Annotated in this window: 20 protein-coding genes; 9 read left to right on the top strand and 11 right to left on the bottom strand. The window is 52.7% G+C overall.

Annotated elements, in window-relative coordinates:
• Positions 1-306 precede the first annotated feature (306 nt).
• From IRJ17_RS01085 to IRJ17_RS01070, 4 genes are all read right to left on the bottom strand, one after another.
• Positions 307-735 carry a hypothetical protein gene (locus tag IRJ17_RS01085; protein ID WP_173599446.1) on the bottom strand — a complete coding sequence of 143 codons (429 nt, stop codon included), beginning with the start codon at positions 733-735 and terminating at the stop codon, positions 307-309.
• A gap of 79 nt (positions 736-814) precedes the next feature.
• Complete coding sequence (locus IRJ17_RS01080) at positions 815-1,423, bottom strand: hypothetical protein (protein WP_173599447.1); 609 nt, start codon at positions 1,421-1,423, stop codon at positions 815-817.
• Positions 1,424-1,439: 16 nt separating this feature from the next.
• The gene (locus IRJ17_RS01075; RefSeq protein ID WP_217365750.1) at positions 1,440-2,060 is read right to left on the bottom strand and encodes a M57 family metalloprotease; all 621 of its coding nucleotides are present in this window, start codon (positions 2,058-2,060) and stop codon (positions 1,440-1,442) included.
• A gap of 535 nt (positions 2,061-2,595) precedes the next feature.
• Positions 2,596-3,189, bottom strand: a complete 594-nt coding sequence (locus IRJ17_RS01070; protein ID WP_122965579.1) for a hypothetical protein — start codon at positions 3,187-3,189, stop codon at positions 2,596-2,598.
• Positions 3,190-3,407: 218 nt separating this feature from the next.
• Here IRJ17_RS01070 and IRJ17_RS01065 point away from each other — a divergent pair, with 218 nt between their 5' ends.
• The gene (locus IRJ17_RS01065; protein WP_217365751.1) at positions 3,408-4,199 is read left to right on the top strand and encodes a DUF169 domain-containing protein; all 792 of its coding nucleotides are present in this window, start codon (positions 3,408-3,410) and stop codon (positions 4,197-4,199) included.
• On the opposite strand, the gene IRJ17_RS01060 is transcribed toward IRJ17_RS01065, so the two are convergent.
• The 6 genes from IRJ17_RS01060 to IRJ17_RS01035 form a co-directional block, all read right to left on the bottom strand.
• Positions 4,196-4,717, bottom strand: a complete 522-nt coding sequence (locus IRJ17_RS01060) for a DinB family protein (protein WP_217022636.1) — start codon at positions 4,715-4,717, stop codon at positions 4,196-4,198. The two genes, IRJ17_RS01065 and IRJ17_RS01060, sit on opposite strands and share 4 nt — an antisense overlap.
• 65 nt (positions 4,718-4,782) lie before the next feature.
• Positions 4,783-5,730, bottom strand: a complete 948-nt coding sequence (locus IRJ17_RS01055; RefSeq protein ID WP_217022628.1) for a helix-turn-helix transcriptional regulator — start codon at positions 5,728-5,730, stop codon at positions 4,783-4,785.
• A gap of 165 nt (positions 5,731-5,895) precedes the next feature.
• Entirely contained in the window at positions 5,896-6,354 is a 459-nt protein-coding gene (locus IRJ17_RS01050) for an AraC family transcriptional regulator (protein ID WP_242772820.1), read from the bottom strand.
• Positions 6,355-6,555: 201 nt separating this feature from the next.
• A complete protein-coding gene (locus IRJ17_RS01045; RefSeq protein WP_122965574.1) occupies positions 6,556-7,671 on the bottom strand; it encodes an aminopeptidase in 1,116 nt (371 codons plus the stop codon).
• Positions 7,672-7,759: 88 nt separating this feature from the next.
• Positions 7,760-8,959, bottom strand: a complete 1,200-nt coding sequence (locus IRJ17_RS01040) for an iron-containing alcohol dehydrogenase (RefSeq protein ID WP_173599450.1) — start codon at positions 8,957-8,959, stop codon at positions 7,760-7,762.
• 103 nt (positions 8,960-9,062) lie between these two features.
• The gene (locus tag IRJ17_RS01035) at positions 9,063-10,778 is read right to left on the bottom strand and encodes a methyl-accepting chemotaxis protein (protein ID WP_242772818.1); all 1,716 of its coding nucleotides are present in this window, start codon (positions 10,776-10,778) and stop codon (positions 9,063-9,065) included.
• 265 nt (positions 10,779-11,043) lie between these two features.
• Here IRJ17_RS01035 and purC point away from each other — a divergent pair, with 265 nt between their 5' ends.
• Genes purC through purN form a run of 7 tightly spaced genes read left to right on the top strand, consistent with a single transcriptional unit; the run spans position 11,044 to position 18,005 of the window.
• Positions 11,044-11,763 (top strand): phosphoribosylaminoimidazolesuccinocarboxamide synthase, encoded by a 720-nt coding sequence (gene purC, locus IRJ17_RS01030; RefSeq protein ID WP_173597834.1) that lies wholly within the window; start codon positions 11,044-11,046, stop codon positions 11,761-11,763.
• Positions 11,756-12,004: a phosphoribosylformylglycinamidine synthase subunit PurS gene (purS, locus tag IRJ17_RS01025; RefSeq protein WP_122965570.1), complete on the top strand. Its 249-nt coding sequence runs from the start codon at positions 11,756-11,758 to the stop codon at positions 12,002-12,004. Before purC ends, purS begins: the two co-directional genes overlap by 8 nt.
• Before the next feature lie 4 nt (positions 12,005-12,008).
• A complete protein-coding gene (purQ, locus tag IRJ17_RS01020; protein WP_122965569.1) occupies positions 12,009-12,701 on the top strand; it encodes a phosphoribosylformylglycinamidine synthase subunit PurQ in 693 nt (230 codons plus the stop codon).
• Positions 12,682-14,925, top strand: coding sequence for a phosphoribosylformylglycinamidine synthase subunit PurL (purL, locus tag IRJ17_RS01015; protein WP_122965568.1), 2,244 nt, complete (start codon positions 12,682-12,684; stop codon positions 14,923-14,925). The genes purQ and purL overlap by 20 nt, the downstream gene beginning before the upstream one ends.
• Complete coding sequence (gene purF, locus IRJ17_RS01010) at positions 14,910-16,328, top strand: amidophosphoribosyltransferase (RefSeq protein ID WP_122965567.1); 1,419 nt, start codon at positions 14,910-14,912, stop codon at positions 16,326-16,328. The genes purL and purF overlap by 16 nt, the downstream gene beginning before the upstream one ends.
• A gap of 31 nt (positions 16,329-16,359) precedes the next feature.
• Positions 16,360-17,400 carry a phosphoribosylformylglycinamidine cyclo-ligase gene (gene purM, locus IRJ17_RS01005; protein WP_122965566.1) on the top strand — a complete coding sequence of 347 codons (1,041 nt, stop codon included), beginning with the start codon at positions 16,360-16,362 and terminating at the stop codon, positions 17,398-17,400.
• Positions 17,394-18,005, top strand: coding sequence for a phosphoribosylglycinamide formyltransferase (gene purN / locus IRJ17_RS01000; protein ID WP_122965565.1), 612 nt, complete (start codon positions 17,394-17,396; stop codon positions 18,003-18,005). Before purM ends, purN begins: the two co-directional genes overlap by 7 nt.
• Before the next feature lie 100 nt (positions 18,006-18,105).
• Here the strand turns inward: purN and IRJ17_RS00995 are convergent, their stop codons facing one another.
• Positions 18,106-20,283: a sensor domain-containing protein gene (locus tag IRJ17_RS00995; protein ID WP_242772815.1), complete on the bottom strand. Its 2,178-nt coding sequence runs from the start codon at positions 20,281-20,283 to the stop codon at positions 18,106-18,108.
• A gap of 150 nt (positions 20,284-20,433) precedes the next feature.
• Here IRJ17_RS00995 and IRJ17_RS00990 point away from each other — a divergent pair, with 150 nt between their 5' ends.
• The gene (locus IRJ17_RS00990; RefSeq protein ID WP_063229564.1) at positions 20,434-20,808 is read left to right on the top strand and encodes a hypothetical protein; all 375 of its coding nucleotides are present in this window, start codon (positions 20,434-20,436) and stop codon (positions 20,806-20,808) included.
• The last annotated feature ends 1 nt before the right edge of the window (position 20,809 follow it).

Below are 20,809 nucleotides of genomic sequence, written 5' to 3'. Positions count from 1 at the left end.
TGGAAAGTCCCGTTGCTTGCGACAATGTTGAACTGTTACCCGTCAGATGGACACTTTGGAAAAGGTTACCGTCTAACGGGTTTTTGTATTTTAGTCATCTTTAATTTGAGAAAGGAGCAGGGAGTCTATCATGCCCGCCCCTCCATGTAAAGCCGAGGACGGAACATCCACCTGTTCAAAACCCATTTACACAAAATAAATTACAGTCCCTCGCCTACGCCCACGAACTAAATAAAATGGGATTCGTCACGAAGTCCCATTTTATTTTGCAAAAGGTCCCAATACCGGCGTGTATCCCAATAGTCTTTAGTTCGTGTTATCAGTTGCCTTTTTTGGAATTGCATTTTCCTCTGTAGCTTTGACGTATACATCCTCGCTTTTTTCAAATGCAATATGAATACTCGGATCAACGTCCTTGATCGCAAATAGCTTGGTTCCTTTCTCTAGGTAATTAGATACAATAGTTGCTTGCGATGTTTGTTCGTCCCCTTCAAAATCGTATTTCTCTTCTACAGTTCCAATTTGTTCTCCGATGTTTTCTTTCTCTACAAGTTCGACTTTGTTTTCATCGTTTTCAATTACATAAAAATGGTTATCGACTTTCACATAAGGGTACGGCCAGCTTGCGATTTCATTTGTTGTTTTTTGTGTATCTGTTGATGGGGAGTTGTGAGCACATGATGAAAGCAGTAAAGCGGAAAGGATCAACTTGACTGTGAGCGGAACTCTTCTCATTCTGAGCCCTCCTTACCTGTAAATGAGTAGAGTGCGGGTGATTTTATGATATCATCCACACTTTTCCTGGTGAATATTTCTATTTAGGTTCCTTGGCTAAATCAGCAATCGTGTCTAATCCCATGTCGATGACTTTTTGATTGATTTCCCCATCCACAAACGAGAAAATGGAGAAGTCGCTTAATTCAGCGTCAGGAGTTTTCATCAGTTTGCTGTCACTTCTGGCTAACTCATATAATCCCTGCGGACCTCCAGTAACCTGATATTTCCCATTGCGTTCCGTGTTATCGTTGATTTTGCTTAAAAACAAGAGATACGTCTTTGAATTCTCTAGCAATGGCAGGTCATCAAATACCTCTACTTTGCCATCCATTCGGACTCCGCCGTATTGCGACAAAACTACTTCTTCAAGAGGAGGGCCCTTCAACACGCGCTGCAACTCAATAGTACCGTCGGTAAATGTATGTTCATAGCCGTCAAATGGTTGGTACGATTTAATCTCTTCTTTCAATGTTCCTACCACAACCAAGTCCGATTCGTCTAATAATGATTTCACGGATGGTTGCTCTTTCCCCCAACTCGCATGTACTGAGACGACATTGCTTTCTTTAGGCGTCGAAAGAGTGTACCCTAATACCCCGGATAGCACTACAGAAGTAAGTAAAACTACTTTTATTGTGTTCGTCATGTCAATCCTGCTCCTCTCAATCAGTATAATGGATTTCTAATATTTTCTTTTCTTTACTTGATATGATGTTTGTGTCTCTATCGTCATATGGATACATTAAATATTTTTTTGACCCCGACTGGTGCTTTAGTCCAACAGCGTGTCCAAACTCGTGTGCGATAACACCAAGCAGTTGAAAATCACTATAATCTTCAATCTTGGCTTCGTTTATTTGAATTTCGATGCCTTTGTAGTAACCTTTGGAGTCCCAATTGCCATCAGCTCCGTTAGCAATCGCGGTCCATGTAACAGAGCTAAAATTTACATTTTCCACCTCAATATGACGTCCAGTAGTGCTCCTAGATTTCTCAAACGTCAAGGTAGTCTGATTATTATTCCAGTTGTCCAATGCTGCATCGTTGACAAAACTTTTCAAAACGCTATTACCAGATACGTTGTTCACGTATGGTATACTATCAGGGTTTTTCCAGCGCCCCTCCCACACGTTTGCATGGGCTAGGCTCATTCCAATTGTAAATGACAACATCGCCGGGACAGCCAACGCGGCTCTTTTGGCTACACTTCGTACATTCATCGGATAGATCACTCCTTTTATTTCAAACTCCCTATATTTTACAATAAATACAAATTTATGCATATAATTACCTTTTTTTATTTTATCTCAAGCGAAGTGTCACTAAGGGTTACCAACGCGATCGACTGGGATAAGCTAGCGACAGATCTGGAAGTGCGATGCCGGTTATGGTGCACAAGCGCGCGTCCACGCTGGAACGGTGCCCGACTGCTCAGTTATTGCGCATGAGTTGAAACGTAGCAGTAAACGAAACTAAACAACCAGTCACCGATTTAATATCAGCAACTGGCTGCCTAATTAGTTAAGGTGTTTTGATCCCTGTCCTACAAACGGGGGTCAGTCCCGGGTCTTGACCATGTTACCAGTGGACATTAAAAAAGATGCCCCCTGATAAATTCAAGAGTCATCTCATAGCTGCTGACATTTTCCACAGGCTTATTTCAAATCCTGTCTATTTTTTGGGCAACAGTTCATGTGTCTGGCAACGGGACTTTTTTGAACGAAAAAGCTGTCTGAGGCGCTTCTCCCGGATCAATCGCGCCGTGCGTTGCTCCCGGGGCACGCTGTTTCGCTGCATGCAGGCGGTCGGTCGACCACATCAGTCATAGGTGAAGGTGACGACCTGCTTCAAGGCAGTATCGACCCCGATGGCGATTGCGTTGTGGCCGTCTGAATAGTAAAAGTAGCGCTTGAGATCGTTGTCTGTGGCCTCGGAAGTCCGAACGAGCTGAAAGTCAGCCGTGGCCAGCAAGTTTTGCGAGCGCACGAAGTCGGCTGCGGCTTTTTCCAGATCGGCTTCAGCGATCGTTTTCGTCGCTTTCTCGCCGTCCTTGCCGATCACGTCAATCGAGAGCGAGAGAAGCTGCTTTGTCTTTGGCTCGATGATCGCGTGGTAGCCGGATATATCTCCGCTTTTCGGCTCGCCGCGAAGCAGGGCGTGAACGGGCACTCCTTTGTAGATAGGTTCGCCAGTGGCGGCATCGATCAGTTTGGCAGGGTCTTCAAGTGTAATTTCCCGATCGGCGGTATCTACCGTCAGATGATAATATTGACGAACAGCGCCCGCAGCGATTTGCGCCGCTTCTTCTTTTCCCAGCCCCTGCACCTGTTCAGGTGTATTGGGCTTGGAACAGCCTATGATAAACAACGCCAGGATGGTCGTCGCGAGTAAAAAGGTTGCCAGTTTTTTCATGGGTCAAGCCTCCGTGCCTGTTGCGTAATCTTTTCTTATCCTAACAGGAAACGGGGCCAGGAGATATCGATTTTCCTTTCCACTACCTTACGATGTTGTAAGTTTGCAAAGAAATAGGGCGGACAGACAGGACATGAGGGTTGAAAAGACGAAAAATTCAGTGTACGGGTGTTTTGGTGAGCGAGAGCAATTTTGTTGAATCGAGGAGGAGAAGCGCTATGAGCACGAGTACCATTACTGCCCTGGAGTTGAATGAGGCCATTCAAACGTATGTGCGGACGGAAACGTTCCCTGTGGGCATTTCGATCATTCGCGAGGAAGCGGCATTGCCGACAAAGGCAAAGCGACCGCAGCAAGACTTGGGGTACCCGATCACGATTTGCCAGGCGGTCGGCTTTTCGCGACGTTATGGCTGGAGCATTGCCATGAACGGCGCAGATCTGTCCTGTCCGATCGCGCAGGTGGCGTTCGGCTACGAGGAACAACCTGCGTTTTACACCGAGGGCCATCTCGCTTGCGGGATGTACACAGACTCGCTGGAAACGGGAGCGAAAAGCGAGGCGGATGTCCCGAAATTTTCGGCGGAGGAAAGCGGCTACTACGTGTCATACCCACTGGAGCGGGCGCAGGTCGAGCCGGACGTGGTTGTCATTTACGGAAACGCGGCACAGGTGATGCGGCTGGTGGCGGGAATGCTCTACAAGCGCGGCGGCTCGATTCCGTCCACTTTTTCCAGCCGGGCGGACTGCGCCGATATTGCGATCAAGCCGATCCAGACCGGACAACCGCAAGTGATCGTCCCCTGTTACGGAGATCGGCTGTTTGCCCAGACGCAGGACCACGAGATGGCGTTCAGCTTTCATTTCCGCGATGCAGCCGAGCTGGTGGAAGGGCTGGCAGCCACGCAAAAAGGCGGGATACGCTACCCGATCCCGTCCTTCCTGCGCTATCAGGCAGAGTTTCCGCCGACCTACCAAAAGCTCGCTGGTCTGTTCGGAGAAAAAAGTTAGCCTTTTAGCCTGTTCAATTGGTGCAGATGGTGGCGATAGTGCATCTCTACAAGCGCAAACCACTCCTGTGCATTCAAAGGTCCGAAGCGAGGGTGTGCGACTTTGTGGTGTGTCGGAATATCCTGCAAGGTCGGCTCCAATTCTTGCATCAGGCGCAGGACAGTGCGCAAGCCGTCGTGCAGCTGCTCTTTGTTCTCTGGTTGCTTGGGTGTATATTGGGGCGAAGCAGGAACGTGGATGCGGATAGGCGGTAAGGAGCCATGGGCAAAGATCGCTTGCCCGTCCTCAGACATTTGGGCGTCCGGCTGGATGACTTCGGGAGCGCCTTTTCTACACGCTTCGATGTTGGCGAGTTGCATATAGAGGGCCGATTGGATCAGATGCTGGTACATCTGGCCGATGGACCATTCCTCTTCGCTTGGCTTTTGCAGCAGACGGTCCATGTCAAATGCTTCGAGTTCCTGGATGTACAGATCGGTTACTTGTTGCATGCTGTGCATGATTTCGGTTGGATTCATCTTGTGGTCAGCTCCTCTTTCATTCTTTGTCACAAGCATACAAAAACGCTACTGACAACTGTATGTCAGTAGCGTTTTAGCAATTTTTCCGCTTCCTCGCGAATTTTTTCGCGGAGGGATGGCGGTTCGAGGACGAGCGCATTTGTCCCCAGTCCCAGAACCCAGTCCGAGATTTCCTCCAGTTGCCGGACGCGCAGCGTGACCAGCACTCCGTCCGGATGATCGGCCATCTCTTCTATATAAAAGGACTTTGCTTCCAGCACCTGATCGGCTATCGCTGGCTGGACGAGCAGGCGGACTTCGAGTGTGCGGTTGTCGGGAGGTTTGTAATCGTCAAAGGAAAAATGCTCCGGGAGGTCAAAGCTGTCTTCGAGCATGGTCAGCCCGCTCATGCGGGACAGGCGGAACCTGCGGATGTCCTGGCGCAAATCGCAAAAGGCGAGCAAAGTCCACACGCCCCGCGCCAGCACAAGCCCGTAGGGAGCCGCATCGCGCACGCTCTCGCGGTTGCCGTCTGTCTCGGGGATCGTTTTGCGATAGCGGAAGCGGACTTTGCGGCGATGCAGGATGGCTTCGTGGAGCAGCTCGGCATATTGCTTTTCCCGCTCACGCTGGTTGGCTTCTCCAATATCGAGCAGGCGAAAGGTCGAGCGAATCCCCTCTACTTCCCGGATAAATTCCTGCGACAGAAGCGCTTCAACTTTACGTTGGACACCGCGGGCGCTGTGGCCGTAATTTTTGCCAAACGCCTGCTCGACCAGGTCTGCGCCGATCAGCAGCGCGACGGCTTCCTCCACCGTAAAGCGAACGGGCGGCAGAAAAAAGCCTTCCATCAGCGAGTAGCCTTGCCCGGGCGAGCCGACGACAGGGACCCCTGCTTCGCTCAACGCCTGCATATCCCGGTAGATGGTCCGCACGCTCGTCTCGAATGTCGCGGCCAAATCTTCCGCGCGCAAGGTGCGCTTGCGCTGAAGCTCCAGCACAATGGCCAGCAGGCGGTCTGATTTGTTCATGCATAGACCCCATTTCCCAAAACGTTTCTCATCCCCATTGTAGTTTTTGCGTCAAGCGAACAAAAGCCAGAGATGAACTTTCTGCCGGACGGTCGTCACGCCGCGCCATGTCGTGTCGCGCCGTCAACGCTATCGCTGCAAGTATTGCCATGCCATAAGACTAATCTATAACGTTGTTACTGGCACACATATTTCGCAATAAGGATTGGTCGTGATATCGCCCGTATATTTTTCCAAAATGGGCTTGCTGTCCAGCGTATAGCCTTTGCTGTGGAGAGCAGGAAAAATTTCAGCATACGCCCGCTGGATGTCCTCTGCTGTATGCTTGACTTCGAAAACGAGGTAATCCCCGCCCGCAAGCTCGCCTTCGCAAATGGAATCGGCATCGTCCAACTGATAATTTGCGGAGAGCACAATGCAAGCATCAAATCGGCAGCTTTCAGGAGCGGTTGTCTGTGGGTTATCTTGTGGAATGGCAAACAGGATAGCCGATTCCAGAAGCTGTTTCTCCTTCGCCCATTTTTTTAGCTCCTCCATTACTTCCACATTGGCAGGACCGTATGGACCGACTCGCCGCATATACGCAATGCGATAGGGGGGAATAGTTTCGACTTTGCATTTCATGGATGGTACTTCCTTTCTTCGTGGATTTGGTTGCGTATTGACTGTAGCATGTTCTAAAAAACATTTGCATTAATTTTTAGAATTTTTTGTAAATTTTAAAATGATGATTTTCAGGGAACATCAGCATGAAAAAATGGATAGGGTTCAGATGTTCTCTGAAGCCTATCCATTGTTAGTGCTAGACGTGCTATACGGTATGCCCTACACCAGATTTTCCGGGTTCAAGCCTTCCAGCTCTGGCAGCACGAAGCGGCCGTCTTTTCTGATCAGCACGTCGTCAAACCAGATTTCGCCTCCGCCGTATTCCGGACGCTGGATTTGCACCAGATCCCAGTGAACAGAGGAGCGGTTTCCGTTGTCCGCTACTGTGTAGGCGTTGCCAGGCGTGAAGTGGAAGCTTCCGGCGATTTTTTCGTCGAACAGGATGTCCAGCATCGGATGCAGGATGTGCGGGTTGAAGCCAATGGCAAATTCCCCGATATAGCGAGCGCCTTCGTCGGTGTCGAGAATGTCATTCAGCGCTTTTGTATTGGAGCTGGTCGCTTCGACGATTTTTCCTTCTTTAAAAGTGAATTGCACATCGGTGAAGGAAATGCCGTGGTAGTTGGAAGCGGCGTTGTAGAAAATGGTGCCTTCTACAGAATCGCGAACAGGCGCTGTGTACACTTCGCCGTCCGGGATGTTGCGCTTGCCGTCGCATTTGACAGCGTTGATGCCTTTGATGGAGAAGCGCAGGTCGGTTTTTGGCCCGACGATGCGGACGCGGTCGGTGCGCTCCATCAGTTCTTTCAGCGGTGTCATCGCTCTGGACATTTTCGCGTAGTCCAGGTTGCAGACGGAGAAGTAGAAGTCCTCGAAGCCTTCCAGACTCATATTGGACAGTTGCGCCATCGATTTGTTCGGGTAGCGCAAAACGACCCAGCGTTTGTTTGGCACGCGTTCGTTTGTGTGCACTGGCTGATACAGGACACGGGAGTAGATGCCCATCTTGTCTTCCGGAACATCGGCAAATTCGTTGATGTTGTCGTAAGCGCGGATCGCGATGTACGCGTCCATGTCTTTCATGCGCTCGTATTCGTATTTGGCCATCAATGCCATATGCTCTTCGCTCGTTCCTTGGTAGAGCGCGCGCAGCACTTCCTGGTCTTTCAACGTTACCAATGGCAGAGCGCCGACAGCGAACGATTCGCGAACGAGCGCACGTACAAGCTCAGGTTGCAGCCCTGTGTTTTCGATCAGGACTTTTTCCCCTTTTTGCAAATTGAGAGAGTAGCGGACGAGGCGGCTAGCCAGTTCATTGATGCGTGGATCTGCCATATGTACGACCTCCATATAGTAAAAAAATTTTTATTAATCTCATTATCGCACAGGAAAGCGCGTGCCTGCCAGTATGTTCGTGCAGTATTTACAGGCAAGCCTGGTAGATGGCGACGACATCTTCCGCATGCAGTTTTCTGGCGCTCGGCAGATGTCCGGCACCGCGTCCGCCAATCGTAATCGCTTCTTCGGCCATTTTTGGCAGCGCGTCCTGCGTTACGCCAAAGTCAGAAAGCCGCTCGGTGATGCCCATGCTTTCATACCAGCGGGCAACAGCCGCGATGGTTGCGCGCGCTGCGGCTTGCTCGTCTTCCTCGGTAACTCCGAAGCAGTGTCGGCCCATGCGCGCCAGTCTCTCTGGACGCTCCGGCAAAATGACCTGCTCGAAATAAGGAAGCGAAAGAATCGCCAGTCCACGCCCGTGTGCCATGTCGTAAATGCCGCTCAACGGGTGTTCGATTCCGTGCAGAGGCATTCCGGCGCCGCGCCCTGCATTGGCAAAAGGACTGATGCCAAGCGTGCTTGCCCAGAGCAAAGTGGAACGTGCCTCTTCGTGATCCGGTTGGCGAATGGCGGTAACGGAGTGCTCCGCAACGAGCCGAATGAGCGTTTCCGTGATCCCGTCCTGCACATTCGTTTTGTCTGCGCTGATCAAGTATGTTTCAAACAGATGCGAGAAAATATCTGCGCATGACTCTGCCGTGACGCGTGCGGGAACGGTAAATGTGATCGATGGATCGAGAATCGCGATTTTCGGATAGAGGGCCGGGCCGTTTATGGAAGATTTCTCGTGCGTGTCCCAGTGGGTCAGGACGCTGATATTGTTTGCTTCCGATCCGGTTGCAGCCACAGTGGGCACGGTGAGAAGCGGGAGCGCTTCTTGCACGGGCACCAGCCATTTGCCTGAGCCGCTCGGGTTGCCGCGCATGTAGTCGTAGATGGGCCGCCCGGAAACGGCTGCGGCGGCAATGGCTTTGGCTGCATCCATAACGGAGCCTCCGCCCAAGGCCAGCACGAAGTCGCATTGCTCTTCGCGGGCAAGCGCTGCTCCGGCATCGACGGTCGCTGTGCGCGGGTTCGGTTCAATTTTGTCAAAAAGAGTATAGGCTACTTGCGCTTCTTGCAGGAGCGTAATGGCGCGGCTAAGCAGACCTGTGCGCTTGGCTGCGCTGCCACCTGTGACGAGAAGCGCTTTGTTACCGAGAGTTTTCGCTGCCTGGCCCAAACGCGCAAGTTCGCCCATGCCGAAGTAGATATGGGTAGGAAAAGATACTTCAAAGGGAAACATCTGATATTCCTTCTTTCACGTGTAGGTTGTACCAAAGACAGTGTAACATAAAGACAAAAAAAGAGCCTTCTTGCAAAAGCGAAGAAGGCTCTTGGCATTTGGATCAAGCCACACGAAATCTCTCGCTGATTTCATGCAGCCGCGTGGACAAAGCGAGCAGCTCGGAGGCCAGATGGCGCGACTTGGCTACGGATGAAAGCTGTTCCTTGGAGGCGTCGAGCATCTCTTCTGTGCTGCTTTTCGTTTCCTGCGAGATAGCGAGGAAAGTAACCAGCGTGTGGTCGACATCCTGCATGCCTTGGGTAATGTCGGACAGCCCTTCTGTGGCTGCGCGCAGCTCCCCGGTCGTCCGGTCGACGGCCTGGCGCAGATGGAGGAAGGCGGCTTCCGCTTCTTCCAGCTTTTGCACGCTCTCCTGGAGCTGGGTGGAAGCTTGGGAAGTTTCGCGTGAGATGGAAAGCGTCTCAGTCTGAACCGAAGCCATCAGGCGGTTGATTTCAAGCGCTGCCTTTTCCGATTCGTGTGCGAGCTTGGCGACTTCGCTCGCTACTACGGCAAAGCCGCGTCCGTACTCGCCGGCCCGTGCCGCCTCAATGCTGGCATTCAGGGCGAGCAGCTTGGTTTGCTTCGCCAAGTTTTCGATCAACGAAACCGCGTGCCCGATCGACTCCGACTGCTCTTGCATGTTTGCCATACGGGTGTCCAGTTGCTTGTACGTTTGGAAAAAGCGCTGGAAGATGACCGTCAACTCGTCGATTCTGCTTTGGCCGCTGTGCGTGACCGATTCCATCTGGCCGCCTGCTTCGATCACACTCGCGATTCGTGCAAACAGCATGTCGATGGAAGCGCGCATCCGTTGAAAAGAAGCACTTGCCTGTTCGGTCGAAGCGGCTGTTTGCTCTACGCCTTTATTCACCGTGTCCAGGCGGATGGAAAGCATCGACGAGCGCTCCCCTGCCTCGTCAGCGGTCTGCCTGATCTCGATGCCGCCGCGATTCAACTCCTGAATCATCGACTGGAACTCGGAGATGATGAGGTGCATCTGCTCGACCATACAATCGAAGTGATGCGAGATCGCCCGGATTTCCGGCCCTTCCTTTTCCAGAGCGGAGCGCTGTGTCAGATCGCCGGCGCTGACCTTTTGGATGGCCTGGATCAATGTTTGGAACGGATTCGTAATACCTCGCACAATAAACAAGCATAGTAAAACAGAGAGGACGAGACTTCCTGCAATGGCAAAAAGGATCAGTCTGGTCGTTTCGTGCAGATGGACTAAATATTGCTCTTGCGGCACGTCGATGACGTAGACGAAATTTTCTTCAGGTGAATGGGTAAAGGCCAAAGTATGTATCGTTCCGTCAATCGGGATGTGGATGACGCCGTAGCGTTCGGCTTCCAACTGATGCGCGTACTCGGGCGGAACGGGGATCGCTCCCTGCTTCGTCACGTTGGGAATCGGCTGAAACGCGCCGCTGCGCACGACGTATTGCTGAACATCCAGGCCTTCCTGGGCCAAAGAATTTTTTTGCTGCAACAGCTCGAACTCCAGCCTTTTCAAATAAGTTTCCTCGTCGGTGACAAAGGCGAATTTCAACAAGGAAATTTTTTCTGTCGTCTTGTCCGTCTCCGAATCGAGTCTGGCTTCCATTTGGGCGATCATGATTTTTTTGGCCTGCGTGTAAAAAGTCCCGCCGATCGCTGCGAAAGAGAGGAGCAAAAGGCAGAACAGCGGCACGGTCAGCTTCGTATGGAGCCGTGCGCGTCTGTGCCAGTGCGTAAATGGGGCTAGTAGTTTGCCAAAGATAAGGTGCGTCTTCATCCGATGTCCCCCTGATTATATGGATAGTCGTGGAGTCCTGTGACTAAGGACTATTGTAAAGAGCGGATGTAAAGCCAGTATGGATAACGTGTAAACGAATGTTAACGAAAACTTAACAACGATTATGCAACAATTTCCGAACGTTTGTCGAATCGTATTCGCGCATTTTTCGTTGATAAATGCGTATGATTGTGTTTTAATGTAGTTGAATCGTTCGTGAATTAATCGTAACTCAACCTTTTTATCTGGGAAGGTGGCTCCTACAGTGGAAAAACAGGAACAACTCTACGAAGGTAAGGCGAAGCGTATTTATCGGACATCTGTGCCTGATCAATACTGGGTAGAGTACAAAGACGACGCTACAGCATTCAACGGAGAGAAGCGGGCGCAAATCACCGGAAAAGGTGAGCTGAACAACCGTATTACCGCTATCTTTTTCACCATGCTAAAGGAAAAAGGCATCGACAACCATTTTGTCCGACTGCTGTCTGCAACAGAGCAAGTAGTCCGCAAAGTGGAGATCATCCCTTTGGAGGTCGTTGTCCGCAATATCGCGGCAGGTTCACTTGCCAAACGTCTTGGCATGGAAGAGGGAACTGTTCTCCCGCAGCCAGTTGTTGAGTTTTACTACAAGGATGACGCACTGGGCGATCCGTTGGTAAACGCCTCCCATATCAAAGTGTTGGGAATTGCGAGCGAAAGTGACCAGGCGACGCTTGAGCGCATGGGACTTGCTGTCAATGAGGTTCTCGTACCTTATCTGGCCGAGCGCAATATTACGCTGGTCGATTTCAAACTCGAATTTGGAAAAACGCCGGACGGGGAGATTCTCCTCGCCGATGAAATATCCCCGGACACATGCCGTTTCTGGGACTCTGTCACAAAAGAGAAGCTGGACAAAGACCGCTTCCGTCGCGATTTGGGCAATGTAGAAGAAGCGTATCAAGAAATGCTGAAGAGACTGGGAGGAGACGTACATGTTTAAAGCTGTTGTTTATGTAACCCTGCGCGAGAGCGTTCTGGACCCGCAAGGCCATGCAGTAAAAGGGGCTTTGCACACTCTAGGTTTTGACGAAGTAAACAATGCGCGTATCGGAAAGTACATGGAGCTGGAACTGAACACGGCAGATCGTGCGCAGGCAGAAGAGCGTGTACGTGAAATGTGCGAAAAGCTCCTGGCTAACACGGTGGTTGAAGACTATCGCTTTGAGATCGTGGAGGGCTAAAGATATGCGAGTAGCCGTTATCGTCTTTCCAGGCTCGAATGCTGATGTAGATTTGTACAACGCAGTTGAAGATGTCATGGGAGTGCCTGTTGACTACGTATGGCATTCCGAAACAGATTTGTCCGGATACGACGCAATCCTTTTGCCGGGCGGATTCTCTTATGGAGACTATTTGCGCTGTGGCGCGGTCGCTCGCTTTTCGCCCGTGATGGAGCAAGTGGTGAAGGCAGCAGAAGCAGGCAAGCTGGTAATGGGAATCTGTAACGGCTTCCAAATCCTCACAGAGGTAGGGCTGTTGCCAGGCGCTCTCTTGCGCAACCGTTCCCTCAAATTCGCCTGCAAGCTGTCCGGGCTTCGCGTCGACAACAACGAAACACCATTTACCCTCGACTATGCGGCTGGGGAAGAAATCCAAATCCCGATCGCGCATGGCGAAGGAAACTACTACTGTGATGAAGAAACGCTCGCGAAGCTTAAAGCGAACAAACAGATCGTTTTCCGCTACAATGGCGAGAACCCGAATGGTTCTCTTGATGATATCGCAGGCATTTGCAACGAGCGCGGCAACGTACTCGGCATGATGCCTCACCCGGAGCGCGCTGTCCACAAGTGGATGACATCCGATGACGGCCGCCGCATGTTTACCTCGATCCTGAAGACGTGGAGGGAACAAAACAGTGTCACAACTCACGCATAAAGAACCGACCGCCCAGCAAATTGCCGATCAGAAGCTCTACCGTGAGATCGGGCTGACTGACGAAGAATACCAACGTGTAGTAACGATTATGGGACGCCAGCCAAACTGGACAGAAACCGGATTGTACAGCGTTATGTGGTCTGAGCACTGCTCCTACAAAAACTCCAAGCCTGTCCTGCGCAAGTTCCCGACAAAAGGCCCTCGCGTTCTGCAAGGACCAGGTGAAGGGGCCGGGATCGTGGACATCGGCGACAACCAGGCTGTTGTATTCAAAATCGAGAGCCACAACCACCCTTCTGCTATCGAGCCGTATCAGGGAGCAGCTACAGGCGTGGGCGGGATCATCCGCGATGTATTCTCCATGGGTGCACGCCCGATCGCATTGCTCAACTCGCTGCGCTTTGGCGAGCTGACCACGCCACGCGTCAAATATTTGTTTGAACATGTGGTTGCGGGAATTGCCGGCTACGGTAACTGCATCGGGATTCCTACCGTTGGCGGAGAAGTGAACTTCGATCCTACGTATGAAGGCAATCCGCTCGTTAATGCTATGTGCGTGGGTCTGATCGACCACGAGAAAATTCAAAAAGGCGTAGCCTCCGGTATCGGCAACCCGGTCATTTACGTCGGGGCGAGCACAGGACGCGACGGTATTCACGGCGCGACTTTTGCCTCCGAAGAGCTGACCGAGGAATCGGAGAAAAAGCGCCCGGCTGTACAAGTGGGCGACCCGTTCATGGAAAAATTGCTGCTGGAAGCGTGCCTGGAACTGATCGACACAGGAATCGTCGTAGGGATTCAGGACATGGGTGCGGCTGGTTTGACCAGCTCTAGCTCGGAGATGGCATCCAAAGCGGGCAACGGAATCGAGATGAACCTGGATCTCGTGCCGCAGCGCGAAGCAGGCATGTCTGCTTACGAAATGATGCTGTCCGAATCGCAAGAGCGCATGCTTGTCGTTGTGGAAAAAGGCAAGGAAGCGGAAGCGATCGCGATTTTTGACAAATGGGGCTTGGCTTCCGCTGTCGTGGGCAAAGTAACGGATGACAGCAAGCTGCGCCTGTTGCACAAAGGCGAGGTCGTAGCAGAAGTGCCAGCAAACAGCCTGGCAGATGACGCTCCGGTTTACCACCGTCCTTCCGCAGTGCCTGCTTACTATGAAGCAAACGGAAAAGTGGATGTGCTGGCTGCCATCGAGGAGCCAAAAGATCTGAACGAGACGCTGAAAAGTCTCTTGGCGCAGCCGACTGTTGCCAACAAGGCATGGGTGTACGAGCAATACGACCATATCGTACGCGCGAATACAGCAGTGAAGCCTGGTTCTGACGCAGCAGTCGTCATGGTGCGCGGCACGCGCAAGGCTCTTGCCATGACAACCGATTGCAACGGACGCTATGTGTATCTCGATCCAAAAGTGGGCGGAGCCATCGCGGTAGCGGAATCCGCGCGCAACGTCGTGTGCTCCGGTGCTGAGCCGCTTGCGATCACCGACTGCCTCAACTTCGGCAGCCCGGAAAAGCCGGAAGTATTCTGGCAGTTCGAGAAAGCGTGCGAAGGCATGAGCGAAGCGTGCGTGGCCCTCGACTCGCCTGTTATCGGCGGTAACGTATCTTTTTACAATGAACGCAGCGGCGATGCGATCTACCCGACTCCAACTGTCGGCATGGTCGGTCTGATCACCGATGTTGACCATATTACGACGCAAGACTTTAAAAACGAGGGCGACGTCATCATCCTGCTCGGCGACACGTTCGCGGAGCTGGGCGGCAGCGAGTATCAAAAGCTCGTGACAGGCGCAATCTCCGGTCGTCCGCCGCAACTGGACCTGACCAAGGAAGCCGCTGTGCAAAAGCTCGTGCTCACAGCGATTCGCCAAGGCTTGGTCAATTCCGCGCACGACTTGTCCGAAGGCGGTCTGGGTGTAGCGCTGGCGGAATCTTGCTTCGGCAAAAACATCGGCGCACAAGTCGAGCTTACATCCGACTTGCGCACAGACGTGCTGTTGTTCAGCGAATCCCAATCCCGCATCTTGCTCAGCGCAAGCAAAGAGCAGGCGGAAGCGATTGTGGCATTGGCAGGTGAGCACGGCGTACCAGCTGCAAAAATCGGTACGATTGGCGGCGAGCGTCTGGTAGTAACAGTGAACGGTACGGAAGCAATCAACGCTTCCACTCAAGAGGTGAAAGCAGCCTGGAAGGATGCGATTCCATGTTTGATCGGGTAATCTGGGACAAACTGAATGAAGAATGCGGCGTCTTTGGCATTTACAACCACAAGGAAGCATCCCAATTGACCTATCTGGGTCTGCATGCCCTTCAGCATCGCGGTCAGGAGAGCGCAGGTATCTGCGCCTCCGACGGCGAGAAGTGGTATAAGCACCGGGGAATGGGACTCGTCTCCGAAGCATTCGGCAAAGGCGACCTGGAAAAATTCCGTGGCCATATCGCCATCGGTCATACCCGTTATACGACCGCTGGCTCCAGCAAAATCGAAAATGCCCAGCCGCTGTTTTTCCGCTACGCGCAAGGCAGCATGGCTGTTGCTCATAACGGCAACCTCGTCAATGCCGCTGTCCTGAGAAAAGAGCTGGAAGCGAAAGGCTCCATTTTTCAAACGACAAGCGACACCGAGGTTATTGCCCACCTGATCGCACGCTCCGAGAGCCGCGATTTGCCAGGAGCAGTAAAAGATGCTCTCCAGCACATCAAGGGCGCGTATGCGCTGTTGGTCATGAACGAGAAGCAGTTGGTCATCGCTCTTGATCCGAATGGACTCCGTCCGCTGTCTCTCGGCCGACTGGGGGATGCGATCACTGTGGCTTCCGAGACCTGTGCGTTCGATATTATCGGGGCGCAGTACTGGCGCGATGTTCAGCCGGGAGAAATGATCGTCGTCGATCAGGATGGCATCATCGAAACCAAGCATACCGAGACAACGCAGCGCTCGATTTGCACGTTTGAATACATTTATTTCGCCCGTCCTGACAGCGACATCGACGGGATCAACGTCCACATGGCGAGAAAGCGCCTCGGCAAGCAGCTTGCCCTGGAATCGGCTATCGACGCTGATGTGGTTACAGGGGTGCCGGATTCGAGTATTTCGGCGGCGATCGGTTTTGCGGAAGCGACAGGTATTCCGTACGAGATCGGTCTGATCAAAAACCGCTACGTCGGCCGTACTTTTATCCAGCCGAGCCAGGAGCTGCGCGAGCGGGCTGTTTATCTCAAGCTGTCTGCCGTTCGCAAAGTCGTGGAAGGCAAACGGGTCGTCATGATCGACGATTCGATCGTGCGCGGTACGACAAGCAACCGGATTGTCCGCATGCTGCGCGAAGCTGGCGCCAAGGAAGTTCATGTCCGCATCAGCTCTCCGCCTGTCATGAACTCTTGTTTCTACGGAATCGATACCTCTACGCGCGACGAGCTGATTGCGTCGACCAAGTCGGTAGAGGAAATTCGTCAAATCATTGAAGCCGATTCCTTGTCCTTCTTGTCCGTCGAGGGCATGATCAATGCCATCGGCCGCCAGGATTCGGCTCCAAACAAAGGACACTGCCTCGCCTGCTTTACAGGGGAGTATCCGACCGAGATTGAATTTGAAGAGGCGCTACCAGCGACCAAGTGCTAATACAAGCAACCTCTTGCAAGGGGGAGAAACGATGAGTGAAGCATACAAACAAGCGGGCGTAGACATCGATGCGGGTAACGAAGCAGTCGAACGCATGAAAAAACACGTGAAGCGGACATTCCGTCCCGAAGTGCTGACCGATTTGGGCGGCTTCGGAGCACTGTTCCGTCTGGACACGAAAAAATACGAAAAGCCGATTCTCGTATCTGGTACCGACGGGGTGGGCACCAAGCTGAAGCTGGCTTTTGCCATGGACAAACACGATACGATCGGGATCGACGCCGTTGCCATGTGCGTCAATGACGTCGTGGTGCAAGGCGCGGAGCCGCTCTTTTTCCTCGACTATTTGGCGGTAGACAAAGTCGTTCCGGAAAAAATCGAGGCGATTGTCAGCGGGATCGCCGAGGGCTGCTCCCAGTCCGGCTGCTCGCTCATTGGCGGCGAGACGGCAGAAATGCCAGGCATGTACGCCGAGGGCGAATACGACATCGCTGGATTTACCGTAGGGGTTGTCGACGAAAGCAAAATGATCACGGGTGCGAATGTGGCAGCAGGTGACGTTTTGATCGGGCTTGCCTCCAGCGGCGTGCACAGCAACGGCTTCTCGCTCGTGCGCAAAGTGCTCTTGGCAGACAAGGGCATGTCCTTGCACGACCATGTAGACGCATTGGGCAAAAAGCTCGGCGAAGAGCTGCTGACCCCGACTCGCATTTACGTGAAGCAAGTGCTGGCTGTGCTCGAATCGTTTGAAGTAAAAGCTTTGGCCCACATCACAGGCGGCGGCTTCACGGAAAATATCCCGCGCGTGTTGCCGGAAAACACGCAAGCGGCCATTAACGTAGGCTCCTGGCCTGTTCTGCCGATTTTCACACTTGTACAGGAAGCAGGAAACATTTCGTATCCCGACATGTACAAAACGTTCAACATGGGCATCGGCATGATGCTGGTCGTGAAAGAAGCAGACGCAGCGAGCGTCATGGAAAAACTGCAAGAGCTTGGCGAGCAGCCGTACCTGATTGGCAACATTCAGGAGGGTGAGCGCAAAGTCGTATACAACGGGGTGGAATGGTGAGAAAGCTGGCCATTTTCGCCTCAGGAAGCGGCTCCAACTTCGAAGCGATCGTGCAGGCTGTCCAGGCAGGCCGACTTCCCGGTGTGGAAGTCGCTTTGCTCGTATGCGACAAGCCGCAGGCGAAGGTGCTGGAACGCGCGGAACGTCTGGGCATTGAAGCATTCGTGTTTCAGCCAAAAGATTACGCCAACAAGGCAGCTTTTGAAGCAGAAGTCGTGCAAGAGCTGCAAAAGCGGGAGATTTCGCTGGTCGTGCTGGCAGGCTATATGCGGCTGGTGGGCGAAACGCTTTTGGCTGCCTACGAAGGAAGCATCATCAATCTGCATCCGTCGCTGTTGCCAGCTTTTCCAGGCAAAGACGCGATCGGCCAGGCACTTGCTTACGGGGTAAAGATAACGGGGGTAACGGTACATCTGGTAGATGCCGGTCTCGATACGGGGCCGATCATCGCTCAGGTCCCGGTAGCAGTGCAGGAGCAGGATACGGCGGAAACGCTGGCAGCGCGCATCCACGCCGTGGAGCACGGACTGCTGGTGGAAGTCATCGGCATGCTGGCGGAAGGCCGGGTGCAGGTTGCAGGACGTCAAGTTCAGGTGAGATCATAACAGGCAACAAAAGACCGACACAGCTCAATCGTGTCGGTCTTTTTCGTGCTGGCAGCGTGAGCGCCAAAATCTTTCTCTCGCGCACGGTCCGAGATACGGTTTATTCAACTGAGCTTGTGCAACCAGTCCCGGGAAAAATCCGCTTATCCGAACGGGCAGCGCTTTTGGCCAGCAGCTTTTCACATTCATCCGCCGGAACGGGTTTGCTGAAAAAATAGCCCTGCACCGTCAGGCAGCCAAGCGATCGCAAAAACGATAGCTGTTCCTTCGTTTCGACGCCTTCTGCTACGAGAGACAGCTTCAGGCTGTGAGCCATGGCTGCGATTGCGGTGACGATCGGCAAGTGAGAAGAAGAGTCCGACATGTTGCGCATAAACGACTGATCGATTTTCAACGAATTGATCGGCAAAAGCTGCAAGCAGCTAAGCGAGCTGTACCCGGTGCCGAAGTCATCAATTGATATCTGGATGCCCATGGCTTGCAGCTTTTGCAGGCGGGGAATGACAGCGTCAAGCCTGTGCATGGCGATACTTTCGGTAATCTCCAGCTCCAGGTAGCTTGGGTGTAGCCCCGTTTGTTGCAAAATGTCTTGGACCATCGTCACCAGATGCTTGTCCTGCAGTTGACGCATCGACAAATTGACGGCAAGCCGTACAGGAGGCAAAGCTTGCTGCTGCCACTTGACGAACTGCTGGCAAGCTGTCTGCAACACCCAGCGACCGATGGGAATGATCAGTCCCGTCTCTTCGGCGAGCGGAATGAAATCAAGCGGAGAGACGATGCCATACACCGGATGCTGCCAGCGGATCAACGCCTCCAGGCCGACAATATGCTCGTGCTTGCTGTCGTACTGAGGCTGATAGTACAACTGAAATTCCTCGTTCTCCAGCGCAGTGCGCAGTCCGGCTTCCAACGTCATTTTTTTGACGAAGGCGTCGTTCATCTCCGGTTGGAAAAACTGGATGTTGTTGCGGCCGTGTTCCTTCGCCTGATACATGGCTGCGTCCGCATTTTTGACCAAAGCTTCCGCGTCCGTGCCGTCCTGTGGAAAAAGGCTGATTCCGATGCTGATTGTGACCACAAAGCTTTGGTCACCAACCGTGATCGGCATGCTCAGCCTTTGCAAAACGGCTTCTGCGAACCTTTTTGCTTCCGTATGGGACATCCGGGGCAGGATGATCGTAAATTCGTCGCCACCCAAGCGGCAGACCGTATCGTTAGGACGTGCAGTCTCTTGCAGTCGCCGGGCGATTTGCGCAAGCAGGCCGTCTCCCGTGGAATGTCCGAGTGTGTCATTGATGTATTTGAACCGATCCAGGTCGAGAAACAGGACAGCGAGCTGGCTTTGCTCGCAGGCGGCCTGTTCGAGAGCGGCATCGAGCCTGCTTTGGAAAAGGGAGCGGTTCGGCAAGCCCGTCAACGTGTCGTGATAGGCGAGATAGTGAATCATGGCTTCGGTTTGCTTTCGTTTCGTAATATCCGTGGCGATGGCGAAATAGCCTACGACCGTATTCGTCACCACGATCGGGACGACGGTGACATTCAGTTCGATTTGCGTCCCGTCTTTATGAAAAGTGGAAATATCGTAATTGTCCGAGCTTCCTTGCTGGGCGTTCCGGGACATCAAAAGCACGCGGCGAATCCCTTCCTGATTCAGCAGCGCCCGGTAAGACTGATTGCGCACATCGTCCAGGGTGTATCCGGTCACGCACTCAAAAGCGGGATTGACGTTCAGGAATCTTCCGGACAAGTCGAGCCAGCAGACGATATTCGGATTATGCTCAAACAAGGACTTGTAGCGCTGCTCGCTCACTTCCAGACGTTGCTGCGCCCATTTTCGCTCCGTAATATCGTGAGTGACGATCAAGACGCCGACAGGTTCTCCGGTGGGCGAGGACAGCAGCTTGCCGTTGGCGACCAGGATGGAAACAGCTTTTCCGAGAGGCTGTACCCAAATCTCCTGGTTGTAGACTTGTTCGTTGCGCAACACGCGGACAGACGGCAACTCCGCAAAAGCTACAGGAGTGCTGCCGTCAGGATGGTAAAAGGAATAAGAGCCGTACGTATGTTCATGCAAGTCTATAGGCTCGGACATGCCGAAGCGCTTGGCCGCTTCATTGAAAAAAAGGATGCGCCCATCCAGCCCGTACACAGTCACTCCGGCCTCCATGTGCTCCAGAATGGGCTGTAGCAAAGTTTCATGCAAGGCTGAGGAAGGCATGGCACCCAAAGAATCGTCAACTGGTGGAAAAAGCAGCTGATGGCGAGTTGACTTCATGTAAGCCTCCGGGCTGATGCATGTAATAGTACCATTTATGTTAATGAAACTGAGAATCATTGTCAACAAACGATTCGTACGTCTGAAAGCAAACCAAATCCGCCCTGCCGACATATTGTAAAAAGAAGCAGCTGAAGAGGAGGAGCCGATTTGAGCGGAGATTTTGTTGCCGATTTGCTGGGCAAGCTAAGCAAGCGAACAGGGCGGGAATGGACGCTGAACGATATTATGAAGCTCGCACAAAAATTTCCCAAAGGCGGGGGCAATATCGACGAGCTGATGGAAGAACTGTCCGACATGGGACTTGATGTTCCCGAGGAGACGAAGGAACGCGTCAAGGACAGGATGAAAAACGGCAAGTCCATTTCCATGGAAGAACTGGGCAGCATGGTCCCGAAAGCGAAAGAGGTCAAGGCCAAAAGCAGCAAGCCCAAAAAGCCGTCGAGAGCGGCTGGGAAGAGCAAGCATTTGTCCCTTGCCGAGCGGGTGAAAAAGCTGTCCGGTGGAAACAAAAAGAAGCGGTAAG

This window comes from Brevibacillus parabrevis (assembly GCF_022701015.1).
GTDB classification, from domain to species: Bacteria; Bacillota; Bacilli; order Brevibacillales; family Brevibacillaceae; genus Brevibacillus; species Brevibacillus parabrevis.
Note: the sequence above shows the minus strand (reverse complement) of the source record. Positions and strands in the feature narration are given on the sequence as shown.

Excerpts from the sequence above, each read along its gene's own strand:
- IRJ17_RS01085 (WP_173599446.1), bottom strand. The coding sequence starts at position 735 with ATGAGAAGAGTTCCGCTCACAGTCAAGTTGATCCTTTCCGCTTTACTG.
- IRJ17_RS01080 (WP_173599447.1), bottom strand. The coding sequence starts at position 1,423 with ATGACGAACACAATAAAAGTAGTTTTACTTACTTCTGTAGTGCTATCC.
- IRJ17_RS01075 (WP_217365750.1), bottom strand. The coding sequence starts at position 2,060 with ATGCATAAATTTGTATTTATTGTAAAATATAGGGAGTTTGAAATAAAA.
- IRJ17_RS01070 (WP_122965579.1), bottom strand. The coding sequence starts at position 3,189 with ATGAAAAAACTGGCAACCTTTTTACTCGCGACGACCATCCTGGCGTTG.
- IRJ17_RS01065 (WP_217365751.1), top strand. The coding sequence starts at position 3,408 with ATGAGCACGAGTACCATTACTGCCCTGGAGTTGAATGAGGCCATTCAA.
- IRJ17_RS01060 (WP_217022636.1), bottom strand. The coding sequence starts at position 4,717 with ATGAATCCAACCGAAATCATGCACAGCATGCAACAAGTAACCGATCTG.
- IRJ17_RS01055 (WP_217022628.1), bottom strand. The coding sequence starts at position 5,730 with ATGAACAAATCAGACCGCCTGCTGGCCATTGTGCTGGAGCTTCAGCGC.
- IRJ17_RS01050 (WP_242772820.1), bottom strand. The coding sequence starts at position 6,354 with ATGAAATGCAAAGTCGAAACTATTCCCCCCTATCGCATTGCGTATATG.
- IRJ17_RS01045 (WP_122965574.1), bottom strand. The coding sequence starts at position 7,671 with ATGGCAGATCCACGCATCAATGAACTGGCTAGCCGCCTCGTCCGCTAC.
- IRJ17_RS01040 (WP_173599450.1), bottom strand. The coding sequence starts at position 8,959 with ATGTTTCCCTTTGAAGTATCTTTTCCTACCCATATCTACTTCGGCATG.
- IRJ17_RS01035 (WP_242772818.1), bottom strand. The coding sequence starts at position 10,778 with ATGAAGACGCACCTTATCTTTGGCAAACTACTAGCCCCATTTACGCAC.
- purS (WP_122965570.1), top strand. The coding sequence starts at position 11,756 with ATGTTTAAAGCTGTTGTTTATGTAACCCTGCGCGAGAGCGTTCTGGAC.
- purQ (WP_122965569.1), top strand. The coding sequence starts at position 12,009 with ATGCGAGTAGCCGTTATCGTCTTTCCAGGCTCGAATGCTGATGTAGAT.
- purF (WP_122965567.1), top strand. The coding sequence starts at position 14,910 with ATGTTTGATCGGGTAATCTGGGACAAACTGAATGAAGAATGCGGCGTC.
- purM (WP_122965566.1), top strand. The coding sequence starts at position 16,360 with ATGAGTGAAGCATACAAACAAGCGGGCGTAGACATCGATGCGGGTAAC.
- purN (WP_122965565.1), top strand. The coding sequence starts at position 17,394 with ATGGTGAGAAAGCTGGCCATTTTCGCCTCAGGAAGCGGCTCCAACTTC.
- IRJ17_RS00995 (WP_242772815.1), bottom strand. The coding sequence starts at position 20,283 with ATGAAGTCAACTCGCCATCAGCTGCTTTTTCCACCAGTTGACGATTCT.